Source organism: Sulfurospirillum sp. (genome assembly GCF_036802865.1).
In the GTDB taxonomy this organism is placed as follows: Bacteria; Campylobacterota; Campylobacteria; order Campylobacterales; family Sulfurospirillaceae; genus Sulfurospirillum.
The window spans coordinates 849783-873647 of the sequence record NZ_DAIRVK010000001.1 but is presented as its reverse complement, the minus strand read 5'-3'; the positions used below and the strand labels follow the sequence as shown (position 1 = coordinate 873647).

General features: G+C 39.5%; 24 protein-coding genes. 17 read left to right on the top strand and 7 right to left on the bottom strand.

The window, feature by feature from the left end:
• Positions 1-37 precede the first annotated feature (37 nt).
• Positions 38-1603: a flavocytochrome c gene (locus V7Q04_RS04335; protein WP_333803680.1), complete on the bottom strand. Its 1566-nt coding sequence runs from the start codon at positions 1601-1603 to the stop codon at positions 38-40.
• Between the two features lie 431 nt (positions 1604-2034).
• Here V7Q04_RS04335 and V7Q04_RS04330 point away from each other — a divergent pair, with 431 nt between their 5' ends.
• Genes V7Q04_RS04330 through V7Q04_RS04320 form a run of 3 tightly spaced genes read left to right on the top strand, consistent with a single transcriptional unit; the run spans position 2035 to position 4592 of the window.
• Positions 2035-2871 carry a MetQ/NlpA family ABC transporter substrate-binding protein gene (locus V7Q04_RS04330; RefSeq protein WP_333803679.1) on the top strand — a complete coding sequence of 279 codons (837 nt, stop codon included), beginning with the start codon at positions 2035-2037 and terminating at the stop codon, positions 2869-2871.
• A 40-nt stretch (positions 2872-2911) separates the two neighbouring features.
• A complete protein-coding gene (locus tag V7Q04_RS04325; RefSeq protein ID WP_333803678.1) occupies positions 2912-3940 on the top strand; it encodes a methionine ABC transporter ATP-binding protein in 1029 nt (342 codons plus the stop codon).
• Positions 3933-4592 carry a methionine ABC transporter permease gene (locus V7Q04_RS04320; protein WP_333803677.1) on the top strand — a complete coding sequence of 220 codons (660 nt, stop codon included), beginning with the start codon at positions 3933-3935 and terminating at the stop codon, positions 4590-4592. Before V7Q04_RS04325 ends, V7Q04_RS04320 begins: the two co-directional genes overlap by 8 nt.
• Before the next feature lie 55 nt (positions 4593-4647).
• Here V7Q04_RS04320 and V7Q04_RS04315 read toward each other — a convergent pair whose 3' ends face one another.
• The 3 genes from V7Q04_RS04315 to V7Q04_RS04305 are packed head-to-tail and all read right to left on the bottom strand — an operon-like array spanning position 4648 to position 7356.
• Positions 4648-5562: an alpha/beta fold hydrolase gene (locus tag V7Q04_RS04315; protein WP_333803676.1), complete on the bottom strand. Its 915-nt coding sequence runs from the start codon at positions 5560-5562 to the stop codon at positions 4648-4650.
• 18 nt (positions 5563-5580) lie between these two features.
• Positions 5581-6093: a LeuD/DmdB family oxidoreductase small subunit gene (locus tag V7Q04_RS04310; protein WP_333803675.1), complete on the bottom strand. Its 513-nt coding sequence runs from the start codon at positions 6091-6093 to the stop codon at positions 5581-5583.
• 9 nt (positions 6094-6102) lie between these two features.
• The gene (locus tag V7Q04_RS04305; protein WP_333803674.1) at positions 6103-7356 is read right to left on the bottom strand and encodes a 3-isopropylmalate dehydratase large subunit; all 1254 of its coding nucleotides are present in this window, start codon (positions 7354-7356) and stop codon (positions 6103-6105) included.
• 110 nt (positions 7357-7466) lie between these two features.
• Here V7Q04_RS04305 and V7Q04_RS04300 point away from each other — a divergent pair, with 110 nt between their 5' ends.
• Positions 7467-8297 (top strand): LysR family transcriptional regulator, encoded by an 831-nt coding sequence (locus tag V7Q04_RS04300; RefSeq protein ID WP_333803673.1) that lies wholly within the window; start codon positions 7467-7469, stop codon positions 8295-8297.
• Between the two features lie 3 nt (positions 8298-8300).
• On the opposite strand, the gene V7Q04_RS04295 is transcribed toward V7Q04_RS04300, so the two are convergent.
• Positions 8301-10574 carry a bifunctional diguanylate cyclase/phosphodiesterase gene (locus tag V7Q04_RS04295; protein ID WP_333803672.1) on the bottom strand — a complete coding sequence of 758 codons (2274 nt, stop codon included), beginning with the start codon at positions 10572-10574 and terminating at the stop codon, positions 8301-8303.
• Between the two features lie 136 nt (positions 10575-10710).
• Entirely contained in the window at positions 10711-11496 is a 786-nt protein-coding gene (locus tag V7Q04_RS04290) for a HesA/MoeB/ThiF family protein (protein ID WP_333803671.1), read from the bottom strand.
• A 39-nt stretch (positions 11497-11535) separates the two neighbouring features.
• Between V7Q04_RS04290 and thiS the strand changes: the two genes are divergently transcribed.
• The 13 genes from thiS (at position 11536) to V7Q04_RS04225 (ending at position 22578) form a co-directional block, all read left to right on the top strand.
• Positions 11536-11811 carry a sulfur carrier protein ThiS gene (gene thiS / locus V7Q04_RS04285; protein ID WP_333803670.1) on the top strand — a complete coding sequence of 92 codons (276 nt, stop codon included), beginning with the start codon at positions 11536-11538 and terminating at the stop codon, positions 11809-11811.
• Between the two features lie 308 nt (positions 11812-12119).
• Positions 12120-12770 (top strand): 4Fe-4S dicluster domain-containing protein, encoded by a 651-nt coding sequence (locus tag V7Q04_RS04280; RefSeq protein ID WP_333803669.1) that lies wholly within the window; start codon positions 12120-12122, stop codon positions 12768-12770.
• The gene (locus V7Q04_RS04275) at positions 12770-14710 is read left to right on the top strand and encodes a proton-conducting transporter transmembrane domain-containing protein (protein ID WP_333803668.1); all 1941 of its coding nucleotides are present in this window, start codon (positions 12770-12772) and stop codon (positions 14708-14710) included. The genes V7Q04_RS04280 and V7Q04_RS04275 overlap by 1 nt, the downstream gene beginning before the upstream one ends.
• A gap of 12 nt (positions 14711-14722) precedes the next feature.
• Positions 14723-15649: a respiratory chain complex I subunit 1 family protein gene (locus tag V7Q04_RS04270; protein WP_333803667.1), complete on the top strand. Its 927-nt coding sequence runs from the start codon at positions 14723-14725 to the stop codon at positions 15647-15649.
• 2 nt (positions 15650-15651) lie between these two features.
• The gene (gene hyfE, locus V7Q04_RS04265; protein WP_333803666.1) at positions 15652-16299 is read left to right on the top strand and encodes a hydrogenase 4 membrane subunit; all 648 of its coding nucleotides are present in this window, start codon (positions 15652-15654) and stop codon (positions 16297-16299) included.
• Between the two features lies 1 nt (position 16300).
• Positions 16301-17770: a hydrogenase 4 subunit F gene (locus tag V7Q04_RS04260; RefSeq protein ID WP_333803665.1), complete on the top strand. Its 1470-nt coding sequence runs from the start codon at positions 16301-16303 to the stop codon at positions 17768-17770.
• Positions 17771-17778: 8 nt separating this feature from the next.
• On the top strand, positions 17779-19518 hold the full coding sequence (locus V7Q04_RS04255) for a hydrogenase large subunit (protein ID WP_333803664.1): 1740 nt from the start codon (positions 17779-17781) through the stop codon (positions 19516-19518).
• On the top strand, positions 19515-20054 hold the full coding sequence (locus V7Q04_RS04250; RefSeq protein ID WP_333803663.1) for a formate hydrogenlyase complex iron-sulfur subunit: 540 nt from the start codon (positions 19515-19517) through the stop codon (positions 20052-20054). Before V7Q04_RS04255 ends, V7Q04_RS04250 begins: the two co-directional genes overlap by 4 nt.
• Positions 20051-20872 carry an NADH-quinone oxidoreductase subunit B family protein gene (locus tag V7Q04_RS04245; protein WP_333803662.1) on the top strand — a complete coding sequence of 274 codons (822 nt, stop codon included), beginning with the start codon at positions 20051-20053 and terminating at the stop codon, positions 20870-20872. Before V7Q04_RS04250 ends, V7Q04_RS04245 begins: the two co-directional genes overlap by 4 nt.
• Positions 20873-21226 (top strand): formate hydrogenlyase maturation HycH family protein, encoded by a 354-nt coding sequence (locus tag V7Q04_RS04240; RefSeq protein WP_333803661.1) that lies wholly within the window; start codon positions 20873-20875, stop codon positions 21224-21226. It begins immediately after the preceding gene.
• 16 nt (positions 21227-21242) lie between these two features.
• On the top strand, positions 21243-21686 hold the full coding sequence (locus V7Q04_RS04235; protein ID WP_333803660.1) for a hydrogenase 3 maturation endopeptidase HyCI: 444 nt from the start codon (positions 21243-21245) through the stop codon (positions 21684-21686).
• 141 nt (positions 21687-21827) lie between these two features.
• On the top strand, positions 21828-22208 hold the full coding sequence (locus V7Q04_RS04230) for a site-specific integrase (RefSeq protein ID WP_333803659.1): 381 nt from the start codon (positions 21828-21830) through the stop codon (positions 22206-22208).
• Positions 22132-22578, top strand: coding sequence for a tyrosine-type recombinase/integrase (locus V7Q04_RS04225; RefSeq protein ID WP_333803658.1), 447 nt, complete (start codon positions 22132-22134; stop codon positions 22576-22578). The genes V7Q04_RS04230 and V7Q04_RS04225 overlap by 77 nt, the downstream gene beginning before the upstream one ends.
• A 389-nt stretch (positions 22579-22967) precedes the next feature.
• On the opposite strand, the gene V7Q04_RS04220 is transcribed toward V7Q04_RS04225, so the two are convergent.
• Entirely contained in the window at positions 22968-23759 is a 792-nt protein-coding gene (locus V7Q04_RS04220; RefSeq protein ID WP_333803657.1) for an MBL fold metallo-hydrolase, read from the bottom strand.
• Positions 23760-23865: the final 106 nt, after the last annotated feature.

Genomic DNA, 23865 nt, shown 5'->3' with positions numbered 1-23865 from the left:
AACCCTAGAGCTAAAAGAGTTTTTTTGCTACCCATGATTAGATGTTTTCTCCTGCTACCATACCACATACTAGACAGTCAGCAATCGCACAACTACCTAGACGGCTTGCACCGTGTGTTCCACCTGTTACTTCACCCGCTGCAAAGAAACCTGGAATTGGTTTATTTGTATTAGCAGAGATAACTTGTGCTTTAGTATTGATTTTTAAACCACCCATTGTATGGTGAGGTTTTGGAACCAAACGAATTGCGTAGAAAGGTCCTTTCATATCGATAGCTTCTTTACCTTTCATCTCTTTAAGTGTTTGTTTTTTGAATTGGTCTTCAACACCGTTTTTAGCATCTTCGTTATATTTTGCAATTGTCTCTTTTAATGCAGCTACAGGGATTTTGTAGTTTGCCGCAAGAGCATCGATGGTATCAAATTTTTTCATAACGCCAGAAGCCAAACCTTTTTCAACCGCTGCAGCAATTTGTTCTTCAAACGTATGGTGAGTTCCGATTGCAACAGGGTATGCTTTTGGATCTTCTCTTAAGACAACATACTCAGCATCCGCTCTTGTTTTTCTATCAGCCATTTCGTTCATAAAACGTTTACCGTTTCTAACGTCAACTGCAACACCGAGTACAAATAGACCTTGTTGAGTAAGAAGTGGTGCTACACCAAAACCTCTCTCATCCGGGCTTGCCCATGGACCTTCTTGGATCCAGCTAATGTGTACAGGAAGTGCTCCAATTTGGAATGCTTTTAAAAGTGCACCCGCAGTTGCGCCTTCATGGTTTGTTGAATCCATATCAGGTTTCATACGAGGATCTTGAATCATTCTGTATTCTTTATCCATAGAGAAACCACCACTTGCTAAAACAACACCTTTTTTAGCACGGTACACTTTTTTCTCACCTGATTTGTTTTCAATGTCATCACTGTAAAGTTTGTTGTCAAATTTGTAGTTAATACGTGCAGTTACACCAATAACGGTTGTACCATCATTGCTCATAACAAAGTCATCCATTTTTGCACGAGTTACAAGTTTACAACCTGGAAGTTTCTCAACAAATGCTGCCATTGGTTGAATAATCGCAGAACCACTCATGTTTTCTGTAACGATTGTTCTTGGAACTGAGTGACCGCCAAACCATGTTGGTTTTTTACCTAATTGGAATTTAGCACCACATTTAATAGCAAAGTCTAGTGTCTCTTGCGCACGATCAGCGATCAATGATAACATCTCAACGTGGTTAATACCAAGACCAGCTTTTAAAGCATCTTTAATAAATAACTCTTTAGAGTCAACAATACCAAATTGTTTTTGGTCATTATTCATTGGAACGGCAAACGCACCACCATTGATAACTGAGTTACCACCTACACGACCCATTTTTTCAAGAATAAGAACTTTTAAGCCACGCTCTGCTGATTTAGCAGCTGCTGCAAGACCTGCAAAACCTGAACCAATAACGATAACATCGTACTCTTCATCAAACTTAACATCTTTCTCTGTTGGTGCCGCTGCCATTGCATTGGCTGCACTAAGCATTGCTGCTCCTGCTCCAACCATACCTAATTTAAGCGCGTCCCTTCTGGACATTGTCTCTTGACTCATTGTATAACTCCTTTTTGAAATGGTTTTTTATTCCTGCCTTAATTCTAATAATTAACTGTGATATTTAATGTGAGATATGTATAAAAAATTTGTTTCTCAACCAAAGGTGTTACTTTTGATATATTTAAACGATATATGCAAAGAAAAAATATCAATAAAGCCCAAAAATAGGCATATAATGTAAGTACACAAGCATATTTATAAATTTATATATCTAAGAAATACGTTTAATAATGCTGCGTTGAGTAGAGAAAATAGCGGTAAAATGTGAGATTTTGGCGATATTTCTTTAACGCAAAGGTGTCACAGTTTGCGTCACAAAAGAATAAGTTTAATTCACTACTATTATTATCATTTTACTTGACATTAAAATTCTTTTGCGTTACACTTTCACAGTTTATACATTTGACATGAGAAAAGGAGACAATACAATGCGTATCAAACAATGGATCACATCCAAATTATCTATCTTACTGGCGGGGCTATTTGTTCTTATGGCAGGCAATGCTTTTGCAGCAGATACGAAACACCTTATTATTGGTATATCTCCTGGTCCTTATGGCGATCTTTTTAAACAAGCCATTGCACCTAGTCTGGAGAAAAAGGGTTATTCTATTGAGATTAAAGAGTTTAGTGATTATGTGCAACCCAACCTTGCGCTTTCTAACAAATCAATCGATGCAAATTTATTTCAGCATCCTATTTATCTCGCAAAATTCTCTGCAGACAAAGGGCTTAAACTCTCACCTCTCATCAGCGTACCAACCGCAGGTGTGGGCATTTACTCTAAAAAATTTAAATCCCTTGCTGAGATTAAAGATGGCGCTTCGATTACCATACCCAATGACCCAACCAATCTTGCACGAGCATTGCGCTACCTTCAAGCCGTTGGTTTGATTAAAATTAAAGCTGAACTTGATGCGACCAAAGCTTCGGAAAGAGACATTGCTGAAAATCCAAAGAAACTCAAATTTCACCCTATTGAAGCGGCACAAATTCCTCGAACGGTTGAAAGCGTTGACATAGCAGTTGCTACAGGGAACTATGCGATCTCTTCTGGTATCTACCCAAGCGCTATAGATCGAGAGATTATTCCTGAGAATTACATCAACGTCATTGCGGTAAGATCAGATGATATCGAAGCACAATTTGCAAAAGACATCAAAGAGATCGTTGAATCTGAAGCGTTTGCAACCATCATCAATGACCCTGCACGCATCTTTAAAGATTTTCAAAAACCAGCGTGGTTGAAAGCAAAAACAAACTAGAGATTTAGCACGGTATGGTTTTAGCATAGCGTGTTCATCAATGATTGGAGAGAAAGTTATTATGGTACGTATTGAAAATGTAACGGTTGAGTTTCAAAGTAAAGAAGCGTCCTTTAAAGCGGTTAAAAATGTCAACCTGCACATTCAAGAAGGTGAAGTTTTTGGCATTGTTGGCACCAGTGGAGCGGGTAAAAGTACCCTACTTCGCACCATCAACCTTTTACAGAAACCAACCTCTGGCAAAGTATGGATAGACGAAGAAGAGATAACAGACTATACAGGAAAGTCATTACGAAGTGTTCGCCACACGATCGGAATGATTTTTCAACATTTTAACCTCATCCACACCAAAACCGTTTTTGATAATGTCGCATTCCCCATGCTCATAGCAGGCACGTCTCAAGAAACGATCAACCAAAGAGTACCCGAACTTTTAGCTTTAGTGGGGCTATCTGACAAAAGAGATGTTTACCCTTCTCAACTTTCAGGTGGGCAAAAACAACGTGTGGGCATTGCCAGAGCACTTGCGAACAGCCCTAGAATCCTTTTGTGCGATGAACCGACATCGGCACTTGATCTTGAGACAACCAATGCCATTTTAGAGCTTCTCAAAGACATTAACCGCACACTGGGCATTACCACCATTCTTATTACCCATGAAATGGACGTCATTAAAAAAATATGTACCAAAGTTGCCGTAATGGATCAAGGTAGCGTTGTCGAAGAAGGCGAAGTCTATGATATTTTTGCACGCCCAAAACACCCTTTTACACAAAAACTGGTCGCCCATACACTCAACCTAGAGCTTCCTTCACGCATTGTCAATGACCTCAAAGGGAGCCTCATCAAAGTTGTTTACAATGGCGATAAAGCCGAAGAGCCCATCCTCTCAGATGTTATTCGCACCTTTGGCGTAAACATCAATGTTTTGCATGGAAAAATTGAGTACATCAATGAGAAGCCTTTGGGTGTTCTTATTCTTCATATGGATGGTGGGGTTACGCGAATGGGTGAGATTATGAACTATTTAAAAGAGCGAACAGCGTCAGCGGAGGTATTTCATGGATAGTTTTATCGCATTGTTACCAGACCTTTTAACGGCATTTTGGGAAACATTACAAATGGTGGGCATCTCCTTTGCACTTTCGATTCTTGTTGGTATTCCTCTGGGAATCTTTTTATTTGTTACCGATAAAGGGCTTTTTTGGGAAAATAAATTTCTCAACATGCTCAGTGGTCTACTCATTAATGTTATTCGATCAACGCCGTATGTTATATTACTGGTCTTGCTTCTTCCTTTAACACAAATCCTTGTGGGAACAACCATTGGACCTATTGCCGCTTCTTTTTCACTCTCGGTTGCTGCTATTGCATTTTACGCTAGGTTGGTGCAAGTATCGCTCTGCGAAGTCGATAAAGGTGTCATTGAAGCCGCAACGGCTTATGGTGCAACCCCTTTTCAAATTATAAAAGAGGTGCTACTCCCAGAAGCGCTCTCAGGTCTCATCCGAGGGCTCACCGTAACAGGCATTAGCCTTGTTGGCTACTCGGCAATGGCTGGCATCGTGGGTGGTGGAGGCGTGGGTGATCTTGCCATCCGTTTTGGATACTACCGCTACGAAACAGACGTTATGGTCATTACCGTTGTTATACTGATTGTTTTAGTTCAACTCCTCCAAGGAATTGGCGATAGCATCGCTACGAAAGCAGATAAAAAGTAAGAATAAACCTGCATTGTCATAAGATGCAGGTTTGTTCCTAAATGAAAATGCAAGTTTAACTCTTTTTGCGCTTTTGCTCCAAAAAAGCGCCCAATGCTTCTAGTACAATTTGAGGTTTCTCTTCGGGTACAAAATGTCCACAATCAGGAATGCCAAAGCCACTGACATCTTCTGCTAAGTCTTGCCAGCCTTTAAGAATATCCCATAGTTTTCCAACAACACCATTGGCTCCCCACAAGACCAAAAGTGGTGTTTTGATCTTGGAGGCGCGATCCACAAGGTCATGTTCAAGGTCGATGCTCTCAGCAGCCCTATAGTCTTCACTAATACCATGCACCGTAGCAGGGTCAGAATAACACCTGATGTAGTCTTGTAAAACATCTTCAGGAAAATTTTTAGCGGCTTCTGGTGAAGCTTTTTTCAGTAAATTATTGCGAATAAAATAATCAGGATCAGCCCCTAAAAAGCGCTCAGGGAAGTCAAAAGGCTGAATATAAAAGAACCAATGCCAGTACTTCGTTGCAAACTCTCTGTTCGTTCGTTCATACATGTCATAGGTTGGTAAAATGTCCATCATGGTACAGGTGAGTACCTTTTCTGGGTGATCGAGCATCAAACGATGACACACTCTAGCCCCTCGATCATGCCCTACGATGTGGTATTTGCTAAAGCCCAAATGTTCCATAACCTTCACTTGGTCAAGTGCCATCACACGTTTTGAGTAGTTCGAGTGGTCGGGAAGTCCCTTAGGCTTTGAGCTATCGCCGTATCCTCTCAAGTCTGTAACCACCACCGTATAGCGTTTGGCAAGATTAGGAGCGATGTCTCTCCAGATGAGATAATTCTCAGGATGCCCATGTAAAAGCAAAATGACTTCCTTCCCCTCGCCTCCAACTAACGTATTGATGGACACATCGCCCGTATCAACCATCATGCGCTTAAAGCCTTGAAAATAATCCGTTATCGCCATGACATTCATTCCTTCCTATTAAGATAATAAAGACGCTGTTTCCAACTGTTTTTTAATGAGAGGCTTAATGCCACCACTCTCTAAAATGCTCATCACATACTCTGACATCGGCTCAGCCGTTGCAATGACACCTTGAGCATTGCTGATTTTTCCACTTTGCAAATCAACACCCAGCGTTTCACCTGAGTGAATTAACGTAGATATAGAAGGACAAACGATGAGCGGTAAGCCCAAATTGATGGCATTACGGTAAAAAATGCGCGCAAAAGACTCTGCGATAATGACGCTTATACCGACTGCTTGAAGGGTAATAGCCGCATGTTCCCTGCTGCTACCACACCCAAAATTGGTTCCAGCAATCAAAATGTCACCCTTTTTAATTTTTTTGGTAAACTCAGGATCAGCCCCAAACATCGCATATTTTGCGACATCTTCCACATCGGTGAATTCAACAAAACGCGCTGGATAGATTTGATCCGTATCAATATTATTGCCAAAACAAAATGCTGTACCTTTGAGATGTTGTTTCATGGTTGCTCCTTAGTTAAGATAGGGTGTTGGATCGACAATTTTTCCCTCAAGTGCTGCTGCGGCAACTGCTGCGGGAGAGCCTAAAAATATCTCTGCTTTGGTATCGCCCATACGTCCAGGGAAGTTACGGTTTGTTGTTGTGATGCACGTTTCCCCAGAAGCGATCATGCCCTCATGCGTCCCCAAACATGCGGCACACCCTGGTGTTACAAACGTTGCACCTGCTTCAACCAGTGTTTGCACATACCCTTTTTCCATCGATTCGAGCAGTACTCCTTTTGAAGCAGGAACAATGACAAACCGCGTGCGAGAAGCAACTTTCTTCCCTTTTAAAATACGTGCCGCAATGCCAATGTCTTCTGCGCGTCCACCCGTACAAGACCCCAAATAAGCTTGGTCAATATGTCGACCTATAAATTTTGAGATGTCATAGACATTGTCAACACTAGAGGGTGCTGCTAACTGCGGTCTTAGGTTGGAAACATCAAAACTTATTTCATCGGCATAGGCAAAATCCACATCGGTTTCGTATATTTCATAAGGTCGTGTTACTTTTTCATTCAAGAATGCCTTTGTTACTGCATCTGGCTGAATATAGCTTGTTTTAGCACCCATTTCGGTACTCATATTGCACAGTGCCATACGCTCAGAAATACTCAGATGAGTAAGAGCAGAGCCTGAAAACTCAACCGCTTTGTACACAGCATAATCAGCTCCCAAAGCCCCAATAGCATGTAAAATCATATCTTTAGCATAAACGCCTGTAGGAAGTTTCCCCTCAAAATTGATTTTGATAATTTCGGGTACTCGAAACCACAGTTTACCTGTCGCTAAAATAATCGCAAGATCTGTTGCTCCAACACCCGTTCCAAAAGCGCCAAAAGCACCATGTGTGGTTGTATGTGAGTCTGTAATGACGACGATTTCTCCAGGATACGCTAAGCCTTTATCGGCTAAGACTTGATGGCACACCCCTTGGTCAATATCCATCAAAAGATCAATCCCTTGATCCCAACAAAATTCTCGAAACTGCTTTTGATTTTGGGCTTGCATAATGGTTGAAGCAGGTGCGTAATGGTCTAAAAACATAATGACTTTGCTTGGATCATGCACTTTAACGCCACCCATTTCATGAAAAGAGCGAATCGTTTGTAAATACAGATCGTTAATACCAGCCATATCAATCGCACAGTTGATAATCTCACCTGTTTGTACCGACATCTTTCCTGCTTTTTTGGCTAATAGTTTTTCAATGGCGTGCATGATGCATCTCCTCTTTTCAGTTGCTTTCAAATGACTTTTGGTTATTGTATTGCAAATAGTTATATAAAAGCAAATAATAGATAATTATATGAAATATAAAGGAGAGCAATATGGATTCATCGCTACTCAAGATTTTTGTGGCTGTTGCCAAACACCAAAGCATCTCATTGGCGGCACAAGAGCTCTGTTTTACGCAGTCAAATGTCACACTTCGCATCAAACAACTGGAAAAGAAGTTGGGGTATCCTCTCTTTCATCGTGTTCCTAAAGGTGTTATTTTGACCTATGAAGGCGAAAAACTTTATCCTTATGCGCTTGAGATTGTTACAAAAGTAGAAGAGACCATTTTAAAAATGAAAAATATCTCAGAGCAGACACTTTTACGCGTTGGAACCAGTCAAGCTAATGCGATTATTCGCCTCTTGCCCTTTATCGAAAAGCTTTCCGTTGATTATCCTGCGACCCAACTAGAACTTTTTGCCAATGGAACTCCCCAAGTGATTGATGCACTGTTGGACTACAAAATTGATATCGCCTTTATTACGGGCAATCCCCATCATAAAGACATTGTCGTCTTAAACACCTACAACGATGACCTCTACATGGTCGAATCCAAACATAAACAGAGCAAAGAGTGTATTATAGGCTATCGTGAAAAGAGTACGCATTTAAACTTTTTTAAACAGTACTGGGAAGCGTTAGGACATAAAGAGTACACAACGATTATTTTAGAGAATTATGAAGTGATGTTGGGCTGTGTCAAAGCAGGAATGGGAAGGGCTTTTTTGTCAAAAATCATTGTCGATAAATACCACTATACGAATGACCTCATCTTAACCAAACTACCATTGAATGAATATGACTTGGAGACCCATTTGGTATGTAAAAAAGACGCCATCCCTTTGATAGGCGATTATCTCAAAACGATGCACTTACCCTAATGTTTAATGTTGTTGAAAAAAAGTTATAAGGTCTGCTTTGAGTAAGGGTTTTGAAAAATAGTACCCTTGAAATCTATCGCATCCAAACAAGCGCAGTAGCTCTCTTTGCTCCTTCGTTTCAACGCCTTCGGCTAAGACATGCATATTGAAATTTTTACCAATGGCTATAATGTTCTGAACCATTCTTTGGGCAGATTCATCTTCCCCAATCGTGTCGATAAAACTTTTATCAATTTTGAGCTCATCAATCGGAAGTCTTCTGAGCATACTTAACGAAGAATACCCTGTGCCAAAATCATCCATAGAAATTTGAATACCACACTTTCGTATCTCATGCAAAAGAGGCAAGATATAGTCAATATCTTCAATAAAAAGATTTTCGGTGATTTCAATTGTAATGGAAATTTGATTCATTTTCATCTCATCTATTATTTCTAAAAGCTGCTCTAAAAATCCACCTTCCATAAACTGGCGTATGGAAATATTAATGGAAGTTTGAAACGTTACGCCTAGCGTTGTTTGAACCTCTTTAATCTCTTTGAGCGTACGATCAATAATAAAATGCCCCATTTTGACCATTTGTCCTGACATTTCAGCAACAGGGATAAATTGATCGGGTGGAACAACACCTAGTGAGGCATTGTTCCAACGTACCAAAGCTTCTATACCATGAATCTGCCCCAAATTATTCATTTGAGGCTGGTACACCATAAACAGTTCATCATTTTCGATAGCTTTTCTCAGTTCATGTTCTATTTTAACACTTTTAAGGTAGCCCTCTTGCATAGCGTCCACAAAAATTTGAGCATTGTTTCTCACCTTTTTTGATTCATACATTGCTATATCTGCCGCACGCAAAAGCATATCGAGCGTTTCGCCATGATCTGGGTATTTTGCAATACCAATACTCGCACCCACATTCAGCGTCAATCTATTGATCGAATAGGGTTTGGAAATGGTCTCAATAATCGTATTGGCAAGATCTAAAAGCGCATCATCGTGTATTAAATGAGCAAAAATAACAAACTCATCACCGCCATGCCTTATGGCAGTTGCATCAGAAGGTATGACAGAGGTAAGCCTTTTTGCCAGTTCGACTAAAAGATAATCACCGTATTGGTGACCAAAATTGTCATTGATATTTTTAAAATGGTCCATATCAACATAAAGGATGCTAAAAAATGGAGCATCTTTATAAAGCCAATCACCAATGTTTTTTTGGAGATAGCTTCGATTTGGAAGGGCTGTGAGTTGGTCATGGGTTGCTTGAAACATCAAATCAGCATGACGCTTTGCTTCTGCTTTCGCGATTGTTCTGAAAAGAAAAAAGAAAACAAGTGCAATCAACACAAAAATGGCAGAGTAGATACGAAACCTGTCTAAAAAATCGTTTGTAATGATTTCTAAAGGAATGCGAACGCTAATCCATAATTTGTAAGTCTCCTCATATTGGAGTGAAAAAAGATATGTTTTAGTATCAACATCTGTGTAAAGAAAGGAGATAACACTTCCATTTTTACGAAATTCATCCATCGTAAAAGAGTGTGTGTCCCATACCGCTTGAGCAATCATCTCTTTTTCTTGATGCGACATTGGGGTTAAATACCTCGTGTAATTGTCCGTTTCAGTCCCTGAAATATATTGAAAATAGAAATCTTCATCTCGAACAATCGAAATACTGTGTTTATGGTTTTTATCTGAATTCACACCAAAACTTCCAAAAGAATCCTTGACCCTAAGCGCAGCCGTAATAATCGTCACAATGTTACCATTTTGATCTCTAATTGCTTTACGAATAGGGGTTATCCACTGTTGAATCGGTTTAAAATAATAGGTACGACCAAAGACCATTTTAGTGCTTTTAAGCGTTGCAAGAAAAGAGTCTCTACTGCTTTCTTGTTCTAAAAGATTGGGGAATTTTGTTACATCATAACCACCGCTGACAAAGGTCATAGCACCACTTGGCAGTACAAGAGCGATAGCATCGATAGAAGGATTGTCTATAAGCGTAGCATTGAGGGTTGTCATAGCACTGGGATTATTTTTGTAGTTTTCATCTTCTAAAAAACGATTGCCGACAACATTAAGAATCGTTTCTTGTGTTTTAAAGAGTGAGCGTGTAGAGTCAGCGATGAGTTTAACCATATTTTCTTGTGTTAGTTCATAGTCATTGTAAACATTTTTCCAACTAAAGTAAGACAATGTTGCAAATAGTACGAAAAAGAATATTGCCAATACGTAAAAAAGAAGCCATATGTTTTTCTTTAAAATCGCCACAATCAATCCTCCACGCTAAAGCTATTCTACTGAGAATAGAATAGCAAATGTATGTTGTAAATGCGTTACATTGAGGTATTTTTTACGAGGTATTGACGAAAAAAGAAAAAAAATGAGTCAGATTTTCATCTATCTATTAGATAAGTGTTAGCTCATACTCCCATAAATCGCCCATAAGAGACTGCGTAAGATGCGGTTTTCCTAACAGTAATTTCACCACTTCAGCACTTTGAATGGAAGCAGCGAAACAGACTGTAAATGAGGGGTTGCCCGATGTTTTTTCAGCACCATCGCCTTGTGTACGGTAGAGGTTTTCCAATGTACTGCAACTTGAAAACTGCGCATAGTAGCCTGCAATTGCGCCATGAACAAAGGGTTTTTCATGCTCTTTTGCCCATGAGGCAAGTGCACATTTCATGGTTGGATTGTCCAAAGCATCGACGATGAGATGCGCCTCTTCGAGGAGAGATTCATCCTTTGGAAGTGATAAAAACAGAGAAAGGCTTTTTACCTCTAAAGCAGGATTGATCTCTCGAAGTTTTTCGGCAAGCACGTCTGCTTTTTTTCGTCCTAAGGTGTGGATGGAAGAAAAATTCTGACGATTGAGATTATGCTCCTCAAAAACATCCCCATCTATGAGGGTAAGATGTCCAACACCAATGCGCGTAAGCATTTCAGCCACAAAACCGCCTAAGCCGCCACATCCGACAATCACAACGTGCGATTGAAACAAGGTGTATTGCTCTTGGGTAGAAATAGTCTTCTGATTTCGCTTGTATCGCAATGGCAAAATACCATTTTGAAGCGCCAAAGATTCTATCTCTTTAAACGTACACGTGAAAAGTTCCATCGCTTGAAACGTAGTTTTTAATGAGAGAAATTCCTCATCAAGATGCGCTTTGATAAAGTCTAATTGTTTCATCGTTTCATTCTTTCGTTATAATTTCGTAAAGGAGTTTTCATGCTTATTATACTGAATGCTTTCTCTTTTTTACGCGAAAAACTCAAAGCCAACCAGTTTGCATATCTTGATGCACAAATGAGTATTCCTGAGGGAACAAATGTGCATCAACTGGTGAGCTTTTTAGGGCTTGAACCTCAAGAGGTTGAAGCTGTTTTCATTAACCATACCGTACGTCCCAAAGAGACGCTTTTACAAGAGGGCGATAGAGTAGCGCTTTTACCGCCAGGGACACCAGGGTCGTATCGGTTACTTTTAGGCTTAAAAGAACCCTAATTCTTCATCTTTATTTTGTCATTATAGGTAAAATCTGTAGCATGAAAATAGCATTTATTTCATAGCCTCCATACCATTATTCTTTCTTAATTTAAAATTTTCTAAATATTATTAATAACCTTTATAACAAAAGAAAACTATAAATTAATGCTATATTCATGCTATAAAGGTGTAGTATCATTTCGTCATCATATTGATGGAGTATCATTTCTCTATCAGAGTCAAAAAGCGTATTCGTTCTTAACTTTTTGAAATGAGTTCTAGCAATTTTGATACAATGAAACTATACAAACCATAGAGGATAGTCTATGTCAAAAGTTCATAAATTCGTCATTACCAATCCAGACCTTTGCATCGCTTGTAATGCCTGTATGAAAACATGTGTTAAACATGCCTACATGCGTGGTAAACTCTCCAAAAAAAGACTGGATGTTCTCACGTTAGAGAGTGGTAAAATGCCTAACCAGTGTCGTCAATGTGATGATGCTCCATGTGCCAATGTCTGCCCAACGGGTGCCCTTCGTATCGCCAATGCCTGTGTTGAGCTTTGTGAAGAGATCTGTATCGGCTGTAAACTCTGTACGATTGCCTGTCCTTATGGGGCAATAAACATCGATGCTGAATTCCCTCCTTCCATTATAGATGAAGTAGAACGCCACTTGGAAGCAGGTTGTATCAGCGGGCTTAAAAGCATCGCTATTAAATGTGATATGTGCGATGGAATCGAAAGCGGTCCTGCGTGTGTTGGTGTTTGCCCAACAGGAGCATTGGTGATGATTGATCCTGTGCTTGTTGAGTGCAAATTTGGTAAAAAAATCAAAGGCGATATGGCACCATTTTTAAAAGCCATCTTACCTGACCTTACATTTACAAACATTCCTGCTCCTGAAGTTAAGAAACCAAAAGAACCAAAACCAGCCCCAACTGAAACAGCAGAAACCAACACAGAGGAAGCATGATGCAAACCATATACACTCTATTTTTGTTAACCTCCCTACTTTCCCTTGTTCTCTATAAAAAACCCCTTCTTGCCCAAAAGATAGGCTTTGGTTTAGCCAGTGTCATTTCGCTTTATGCAGCGATATTTTTCTTTTCTAATCTGGGAAATACATTGACATGGCAATTACCGGGAAATTTTATCAGTTCACCTCTTTTTAGACTTGATACACTGGGAATGTTTTTTAGCTTTTTAGTGAGTTTAATTGCTTTTGCAGTTTCACTTTTTAGCTTTGATTATGCAATGTTTTATGAGAAAAAAGCCAATTTAGCGGTTTTTGCTTCGCTCTTTAATGCTTTTATTCTCTCCATGCTCTTAGTCATTGCAAGTGATAATGTCTTCTCTTTTATGCTTTTATGGGAGATGATGACACTGATCTCCGCATTTCTCATTTTAATCAATGATGGTGAAGGTGCGGGCAAAAACGTTATGATTTATTTGGGAATTGCCCAAATCGGGGCATCGTGTTTAATGGTTGCTCTTTTAATTATGGCAAGCATAGCAGGTGGTTTTGAGTTTAGCGCGTTTGATGAACTTAACATGGGATTTGGCACAAGCCTTACTCTTTTTGTCCTCCTCCTTGTAGGCTTTGGCTCAAAAGCGGGTATGTTTCCTTTCCATGTCTGGTTGCCACTCGCCTACTGTCAATCCCCTTCAAACGCTTCAGCACTGATGAGCGGCGTTATGATCAAAGTGGCACTCTTTGCTTTTATAAAATTTGCACTCCTCTTGCCACAGTTTGTTCAATTTGGCTATATACTCCTTTTTGTTGGTGCATTAAGCTGTGTTTTTGGGATTATTTATTCCCTCGTTTCCAACGATTACAAAGCGTCCATTGCGTACAGTTCCTGTGAAAACGTAGGCATTATCTTCTTAGGACTGGGTGGTGCTTTTTACGGACTGGGAACCAATTCACCTATGATTGCCTTACTAGGCTTTATCGCTGCCTTCTTCCATATTTTAAACCATGCAGTTTTCAAATCACTCCTCTTTATGCTCAGTGGCAACATCTTCACCGCAACAAAAACACGCAACATGGATCTTCTAGGTGGCTTGCATAAAAAGATGCCTATCACCTCCATCATCTTTTTTGTTGCAGCACTCTCCATCTGTGCTTTACCTCCACTCAATGGCTTTGCAAGTGAATGGATCATCTATAAAACAATGGTTATGGGTGGCATGGAAGAAGGTGCTGCATCACGATTTTTCTTTTCTCTTGCCATCATCGCTCTTTCCATTACGGGAGCAATGGCAATCATGGCATTTTCAAAAATATACGGTGCCGTTTTTCTAGGCGTGGCACGTGATACCAAAAGTGTCGAAGAGGCTAAAGAAGTCTCCTTTATAAGACTTTTACCATTAGGTTTATTGGCAAGTTTCTGTGTAGGAATAGGTCTTTTTATGAATAACATCGTCGACATGCTCTCAAAGATTGTTCTGACATTGATACCACAGACCAACGTGAGTTCATATGAATTAATCTCCATGCCTATCATTGTGATGGTCATGTTTCTTTGTGCCATCCTGCCTTTCGTATTTGTTTACATTTTAAAAGCAAACAATAAAGACGTGAGAGTTACTGAACCATGGGCGTGCGGTTTTATTTACAACAAAAGTATGCAAATCGGTTCAAACTCCTTTACAGGGGACATTAAAAAAGCCCTTAGTTTTATTTTGAAATACGAACAAGAGATTAAGATTGATGGCTACTTTTCAAAAGCAGTCTACAAACATAAAACACATGATTTCTTTTGGGATAAGCTTTATGCGCCCGTTATTCATTACGTCATGGTGATCGCAGATAAAATTGGTATCTTTCAAAATGGTAGAACCAATCTGTATGCGGGTTATATCTTGATTTATCTTTGCTTGGTACTCATCTTTGGTTATTACTATCTATAAAAGGGAGAAGAAATGGACTTTTTTTATCTACTATTACAACTTGTTTCAGCTATATTAGTTGCTCCTCTCTTTGATGGAATTTCAAGAAAGCTAAGAGCTAAATTTCAATCAAGAATTGGACCGAGCATTTTTCAAACCTATTATGACATTTATAAATTGTTAAAAAGAGGAAGAACCAAATCATACAGTGCAAGTTATATTTATCAAATTTCACCTTACTTGCTCTTTATCAGTGCCGCAGCGATGTTCTGTGCTTTACCCATTACGTATGGTGCGGATTCTTTTGCTTTAACACAATTTTCGGACATCTTTGTTTTACTCTATTTGGGCGCGCTTTTTAGGTTTATTTTTATTGTTGCTGGTTTTGATACTGCCAACCCCTATGCAGGTATAAGTGCTAGCAGAGAAGGAACCATCGGCTTTTATACCGAAGAGGTTGCTGTGATTTGTCTCATCGTTGTCATGATGGGCGCTGGAAGTACAAGTTTACCTTTTATCTCTTCGTTAATACTTGATGGCAGTTACGGTTATGCCTTTCCTTCCTATGCGATTGCATCTACTGCATTCTTGTGGGTCATGTATGTTGAAACGGGTAGAAAACCCTATGACTTAGCAGAAGCAGAACAAGAGTTGCAAGAAGGTGTTTTAGGCGAGTTTTGTGGTAAAGATTTGGCGATAATCGATATAGCGATACTGCTCAAACAATTTACGATGTTAGGATTTTTCCTCGTCGTTTTTATGCCATGGGCGGGTCTTGTCGATAATCCAATTTTATCACTCATCATTTTCTTGGCAGAGATAGGCTTTCTTTATGTCATGGGCGTTTTTATCGATAACTTTGGACCAAGGTTTACGATCAATAAAGGGATGAAAAGAACGATGCTCTTTGCACTTGCGATTTCATGTACCTCATTAGCACTCTATATTATGGGAATATAACTATGGCAAATATTATTGATATTTTGACGGTTTTAATGATGGGAACAAGTTTTGCGGTATTTGGATTAAGACAATACCGTCATAGCATTATAGCGTATGCCTTGCAAACGCTTTTATTGGTCACGATCTTTTTGGCCTTATATATTAAATATGGTTCACACGAACTACTGGTATGGTCCATCACAGCCTTTGTCATCAAAGTGGTCTTTGTACCTCTTTATTTACTCAATCTTGTCAAAAAATTGGGTGTTGTGGTTGAAGATGAGCCAGTAGGTGGTTTTTTTATATCGCCCGTTGTTGCGCTTAGTTTTTCACTCGCAGTTGCGATGATGTTTTATAAGGTATTTATTCACTTCTCAATTTTTAAAGATGCGTTGCCGCTTTTTGCCGCTTCATTTATCTTTATGATGGGAATTTTTGGCTTTATTTTGAGAACTTCATTTCTAAAACAGATTCTCTCTTACTGTCTGTTTGAAAATGGTATACATTTAAGCCTAGCGCTTATGGCGTATACGTCTCATGAACTGGTTGAAGTGGGTATTTTGACAGACGCGATTTTTGCGGTGATTATTATGAGTATTTTGGCGAAACGATTTTACGCCTCATATGGAAGTCTTAATACATCTAAAGCGGTTAATTTAAGGGGCTAACATGGACATTTTATTATTAATACTCATCATACCTTTTGTTTTTGGCGTGCTCATGTTTATGATGCCACTGAATTTTAAATTCATACAAAAACTACACATTCTATTAAGCATTATGGTCTCAGCACTCTTACTCTCAGCAGTGCGTGACGTTGTGAATGGAGCTGAACTCTCCCTTTTTCATAACTTTATTTTCTTGGATTCGTTAGGAGCTATCTTTTTATCACTGATTGCTATTACTGGGTTACTGGTCAATATCTATGCGACTACGTATATGAAATGGGAACTCGAAGATGGGCATATCAGCCTTAAAGAGGTCAAAAACTACTTTGCGCTCAGCTTCATCTTTACATGGACCATGAGCTTAAGTGTCTTGTGTAATAACATCGCCTTTATGTGGGCAGCTATTGAGGCAACGACACTTGCATCTGTTTTTCTTGTTGCAGTTAAAAAAGATCAAAAATCTACCGAAAGTGGTTACAAATACATCGTCTTGTGTAGTATTGGCTTAGCGTTTGCACTGTATGCAACCATCTTACTGTACTCTGCGGCAAACGGTAAAATCGATGGTGAAGCGATGCTCTACTCCAATCTTCTTGCCAATGCAGCCCAATTAGATCCTATGGCGCTAAAACTTGTCTTTATCTTTGCCTTGATTGGGTTTGGAACCAAAGCAGGACTTGCTCCTACCCATACATGGCTACCCGATGTTCATGCCGAAGGACCAGCACCTACTTCTGCCCTACTTTCAGGCATTCTTCTTAAATGTGCCATGCTAGGACTTATCCGCTACTACGCTATCGTCGCCAATGGCGTTGGTTTTGACTTTGTACAATCGGTGATGATTCTCAGCGGTACATTAACCCTTTTTGTCTCTGCCTTTTTCTTGATTCGTCAGCACAATGTTAAGCGTATGTTTGCATATCACTCCATCGCTCACATGGGTGTTATCGCCTTTGGACTGGGTGTGGGTGGCGCTATTGGGCTTTTTGCAGCTCTTTTCCACTGTGCGGCGCACTCCTTTACGAAAGCATTAGCCTTTTGTTCAACAGGAAATATCGCCAAAATCTACGGAACCAAAGATATGACCAAAATGGGTGGCATGATCCGTATTGCACCGCTTACAGCTGTACTGTTTGGTATTGCCATCTGTTCCTTGGTCGGTGTTCCAGGTTTTGCGATTTTTGTGAGTGAATTTCTCATCTTTAAAGCCGCAGCCATTGATGGTTCGTACATATTAATGGCTATTTTTGCCGTCGCCTTAGCCATCATTTTTATTGCCGACTTTTCGCACTTCTTCTTGGCAACCTTTGGTAAAGTAGAAGGCAAAGTGGAGCATAACAGTGAGATGAAGTTCAGCGAAAACTTTCCACTTATTGCCTTGGCTATTTTGATTGTAGCGTTTGGTGTGTGGCAGTTTGATTCGTTTACGTTTCTCCTTGATGAGAGCGTTAAAACCATAATTAAAAAATAGGACTCCCAATGAAATGCGATAAATTTATAGAAGCACTCGCGACTAAAATTAAAATTTTAGAAGTCACAAGGCAATGTGAAGATCAAGTCACTGCGTTGGTTGAGCTCAATGACCTTCCTGAAGCGGTTCGCTTTTTGTATTACGATATGGGTGGCTACCTCTCAACGATGATTGCCAATGATGAGCGAAGTATCAACAAACATTATGCCCTATACTACGCACTCTCTATGGAGGGTGGCAAGATGTTTGAGGGTGATGAGATAGCGCAAGATGAAAAGTGCTTTGTCACGGTTAAAGTACTTATCTCTCCAGACAGTCTCACGTATCCATCGGTAACACCGTTGGTTCCAGCATGTGTATGGTATGAAAGAGAAGCGTACGACATGTTTGGACTCGTAGCAGAGGGCTTACCGGATAAAAGACGACTGGTTTTAAGTGATGATTGGCCCAAAGATCTCTTCCCGCTTCGAAAAGATGCGATGGACTACCGTTATCGCCCTGATATGCGCACGCATTATGATGAGCCAGAATATGAATTTTTAAAACCTGAAGGCGCTGGAATTATTGATGTTCCTCTAGGACCTTTGCATATCACAGCCGATGAGCCAGGACACTTTAGACTCTTTTGCGATGGCGATACCATTGTCGATGCAGATTACAGACTTTTTTATCAACACAGAGGTATGGAAAAGCTCGCTGAAAACCGTATGAACTACGATCAAATGGGCTATTTAGCAGAACGTGTGTGTGGTATTTGCGGTTATGCCCATGCAATCGCATGTATTGAAGCAGCAGAAAAAGCGATCAATTTAGAGATTCCTGCTCGTGCGCAAGCCATTCGTATTATCTGTTCGGAAATTGAACGTCTCCACAGCCATTTGCTCAATATCGGGCTTGCCTGTGAAGTGACAGGTAACTACAATGCCTTCATGCATATCTTTAGAATCCGTGAATACTCTATGAAACTCGCTGAACTCGTTACGGGTGGACGCAAAACCTATGGTAACGTTGTTATGGGTGGACTTAGACGCGATATCACAGGTATTGAGATCAAAGAGAGTTTACGCATCTTACAAATCATCGAAACACAAGTCGATGAAGTATGGGATGCTGTTATGGATGATCAACGCCAAATGAAACGCTGGAAGGGCGTGGGTATTCTTGACAAACAAGTTGCCCGTGATTTCTCTGCTGTGGGTCCTAATATTAGGGGAAGTGGCATCAAACGCGATACACGCTATGACCATCCGTACGACTTTTTTAAACAGATCGAATTTAATGTCTCCGTTGTAGAAGGTGGTGATGTTTTCGCGCGTGAGATGGTTCGTTATATGGAACTTAAAAGCTCTGTTTCTATCATTCGTCAATGTTTTGAGCTTATGCCTCAAACGGCGATCATTGTCGACCCAAAATTCCACGTTAAACCTGAAGACTTCGCTTTAGCGTATGTTGAAGCACCAAGGGGAGAAAATGTCCACTGGATTATGCAAGGTAGTGCTCAAAAAGTCTTTAGATGGAGATGTCGCGCCGCTACCTACAACAACTGGCCAAGCCTTCGTTTTCAGTTCCGTGGTAACACCATTGCCGATGCGGCACTTATCGTTTGTAGCTTAGATCCTTGCTACTCATGTACAGAGCGTATCACCGTTGTTGACATCAACAGCAAAAAGAGTAAAATTTTGACAAATAAAGATTTAAAAGATTTTTCTAAAACACTCAAAAACAGTCCGATGAGGAGTCTGCGATGATGAAACTTCTTGATATCAGTAAAAAATACGGCGAAATTACCCATAAGTACCCGTTTGAGCCTTATAATGTTGCAGCGAATTTTCGTGGTAAACCTGCTTACGTGTATGATCTGTGTATAGGTTGTGCGGCGTGTGGTATAGCATGTCCTTCCAATGCCATCACGGTTGTCTTTAACGATGATAAAAGTAAACTCGTTTGGGAGTTTGACTGTGGGCGTTGTATCTTTTGTGGTAGATGCGATGAAGTCTGCCCAACGGGAGCCATCAAATTAAGCGAAGAGTTTGAACTCGCTGTTAAATTTGATAAATCAGCTCTCATCCAAAGAGGCGAACTTGATAGTCAGTATTGTACAGAGTGTGGCAAACCCTTTGGTGCAAAAAGACTTATTAAGTATAGTTTTGAGTGCTTAAGCAAAGCAAATGTCAGTGAAAAAAGGCTTGAAGAGGCTAAAAATTATCTTTGTATGTGTCCAACATGTAAAAAAACTGCTACGGTAGCAACCTTTACCAGTGGCAAAGAGATGGTGATAGAATGAAAACATATGAAATGCCAACAGAAATCGAACTAGCCAATTCTTTAGAGGAAAAACTTGAGCTTTTAAAGCATATAGGCAGAAGTTTTAGTGTTTTTCGCGTTGACTGCGGAAGTTGCAATGGCTGTGAAATTGAGATTTTCGCGGCTATCACACCGTTATGGGATCCTGAGCGATTTGGTTTTAAGCTGGTTGCAAACCCACGTCACGCCGATATTTTACTCTGCACAGGTCCTGTGACACGTCAGATGTACTATCCACTTCTTCGTGCTTACGAAGCAACGCCCGATCCTAAGATTGTTGTAGCCCTTGGTGCGTGTGGAGCATCGGGTGGTATTTTTTACGATGCGTATAGCGTACTAAGTGGAATCGATAAAATCATACCAGTAGACGTTTATATTCCAGGTTGTCCTCCACATCCTGCAAGTATCATTTATGGGCTTACAACTGCCCTTGGCGTCTTAGATCAAAAACTCCAAAAAGTGAGTTTTGAGGACGATAACGAAATGCCACCAATGGTCAAAGACTCTGTCCTTGGCAATACTCTTTTTGAGAGAGATTTGCTTGTTCATGCAAAAAGGCTTATGAGTTATGTATTTGGACGTAAACTCTTCGACAAATATATTGATGCGCTTGTGAAAAGTGGTAACGTCAAAGATACAAAAGCGACTAAAACCGCTATCACTGAAGCGATGAAAACAGAAGTTGATCCACGCTATGCAGAGTGTTTAGGAATACTCCATAACGAAATTTATACCCAATATGTTCCATGTTCAGAAGAAGATAAAGTCAGCCTTCACAGAGTGGAATGGGGGCAATAAATGGTAGAAGTTTACAAGCTCACCAAAAGGCATCTTGATGGCGCAAAATCAGGTGATGCTAGAGTGGATCAAATCAAAATCTTCTCGACCTGCATAGGGCATGGCGTTGGAACGATTGATTTTAGCGAGAAAATTTTAGAAATCAACGAAGATGAATTTAAACAGATTTTAGACCATGGTGGAGAGTATCTGAAATTTAAAATTGGAAATTTGAGTCAATATTTTGAAATAGAAATCTTTCCTGAACACGCTACCAAGCTTTTACCAGAGATGATGGAATGTCCCTTTAAAGCGATATTGGCTGGCTTAAATGAAGGCTATTTGGTACTAAGAAAAGATTTTAAACAGACATAAATAAAAGGGGATTTGGGTGAAAAAAGCGTTGTTGTGTGTGGGTAATGAACTTAGAGGAGATGATGGTGTTGCCATCGTAGTAGGACGACTGGTAGAGGAACACTTACCCGAATGGAGAGTCTTTTTTGGCTACGATACCCCTGAAAATGAATTTGGCTCTTTACGTGCTTACGAACCAGATGTCATTGTTGTCGTCGATGCGATGAGTGGCTTTAAAGAGGACAAGATAGAGTTTTTAGACCTCAGTGATGAACGCACTTACATCTACTCTACACACAACATCCCTACCCCCATTCTCATGAGCTGCCTCAGAGAGATTTGTACTAAAACCATCTTTTTAGGCATTTGTGTGTTGCTCGAAAATGTCCTGCATTTTAGTGAAGGCTTAAGCGAAAACGCAAAAACTTCTGCGATGAAAGCACTGGATAAAGTGAAAGAATTTGATGCGATGATTGAATAAAAATCTATTGTCACATGAAGTACAAAATATTGGCTTGAATTTTGGGCTTTTTCAGTCAAACCAACACGAGGTGTCAAGCGAAGCGCAGAAGTCGCCAGTTTATAATGCAGAAAAATTGCGAATTAAAACTTAAAACACCTCTTGATTGAATCCAATCAGTTAAGCAAGTCTCGCTTTAACAAATACTACCGAACGTTTAACTTCATTTGGAACTATGCCCTTGTCAATGAGATGATCGATAAAAACCCATTGACACTTGTTGATAAGAAGTCAAAGCAGTTCAGTAAGAGCAAAAGCGATTCTTCACAGAAATACTACAGCAAAGATGAAGTGCAGAGAATTCTTGAAAATGCCACAGGGTGGTTCAAAGCATTCCTTACGTTATCGTTTAACACAGGACTTAGAACGGGTGAAGCTTTGGCTTTACAGTGGGGTGATATTGACTTTGAGAACAACACGATCACCATACAACACGATCACCATACAACGCAGTCAAAGACATGGCAAGTTAAAATCCACTAAGACGAACATTGTCAATACCGTTTACATGCCTGCGCCTGTTAAAGAGGCTTTACACATTCACAGTCAAACTGCAAAGAGTTCTCTATGGGTATTTCCCAATGAAAATACGCTTCAACCATACTTCGAGTCACGTCCAATCGTTAAAACGTATTTAAAGCCCCTTTTAGAGCATTTAAATATCACTTATAAAACCCTCTATGCTACACGTCACAGCTTTGCAAGTTCAGTTGTTGAGAACAACATGCCTATCACACTTGCGCAGAAGTATTTGGGGCATACTAAGCTCTCGACTACAATGGATTACTATGTGAAGAATGGACTGATGGATGTAGCTAAAATTGATAGTGGAATTGATAGACTGTATGCGTAGTTAAAATAGGGAAGTTTTTTATTAGAAATGTTAACCCGTTGACCCGTTGGATGTTAAGTTCTGACGGGTTAACTGTTTTTGGTGAAACAAAGTGTTAATTTAGGAGTTAAAAGTTTACCCCCCATATTACTCTTTGGCTTGAATCTAATTGTTTTTCATGCCATTGTTTTCTTAAACTAACCTATAAAAAGTTAAAAGTTTAACTCAGACCCATATTGTTTTTTATAAAAATGGCTTTGCAGAATTAAATTGTGTCTACAAAGGTGGAGTCATTCCATTACTGTAATTGTGAGGTCTAGTATCATCTTCGCCTACTAAATCTCAATCTACTTAGACAGGTAAATTTAGCTTAGCGTGCTATTTTTTCGAAATTGTGTGGTAACCGAAAATCAAAATTCAATTTTTTCACCATCGTCAGGGATAAAAACTCTATGTATTAGATTTTCCTGCATTAATTTATCTTTTAGCATATTGCGAGAAATTGAGCAGTGATTAAGAGAATCCATATGGTTGGCAATTACTATGTTCGGACTAAGTCTTATTAGTTCAATAATTTCGTCCATATTCATTAGTAAAGGTTTCCCAATATCAAGAGAAGCATTACCGGCTGCTACAACTACAATATCAGGTTTGAGTTCCAAAATAGCCCTTTTGACATCTTCAGTCAATACAGTGTCTCCACATATATACACAGTAGGTTCATTTGGAAGCTCAATAAAATATCCAGCACCATTAGCCATAATCTTATTTATCCAACCGTGTCCATGCCTTGCTGGGATTGCTGTAATGTATCCTTCTAGGTATTCATTTTTTGTCCAAAAATTAAGACCAGATACAACATTTAAATTGTATTTTTTAAGATAAGAGGCATCTTTCTTAATAGTGGTAATAGGAATATTTTTTGAAACTAAAAACAATTCACCTTTTTTATCTAAATGGTCTGTGTGTTGTAGCACTTTTATTCCAAAAGTTTGCGAATGAGTAATAAGGCAATCGGTTGTTTTGTTTAAAATACTATCAGCATCACTTGGCAAAGGTACAGTTGGATTCATCTGTATTTTATGTTGTATAACGGAAAATGGTGGCAGTTCTCCTTTGCCACTTAGCATCGGGTCAATCAAAATATATTTATCGTTTGAATTTATTACAAATGTTGCATTTCTAATGTGATATATGTACATTATAACCCTTTCTTAAATTTCTGTTTCAATCATTAGTGTCAAGAAAAGTGCAATTTTAGTTATATAAAATTCTCCAAAAAAACCTAAAGTACAGATAGACTCTTAT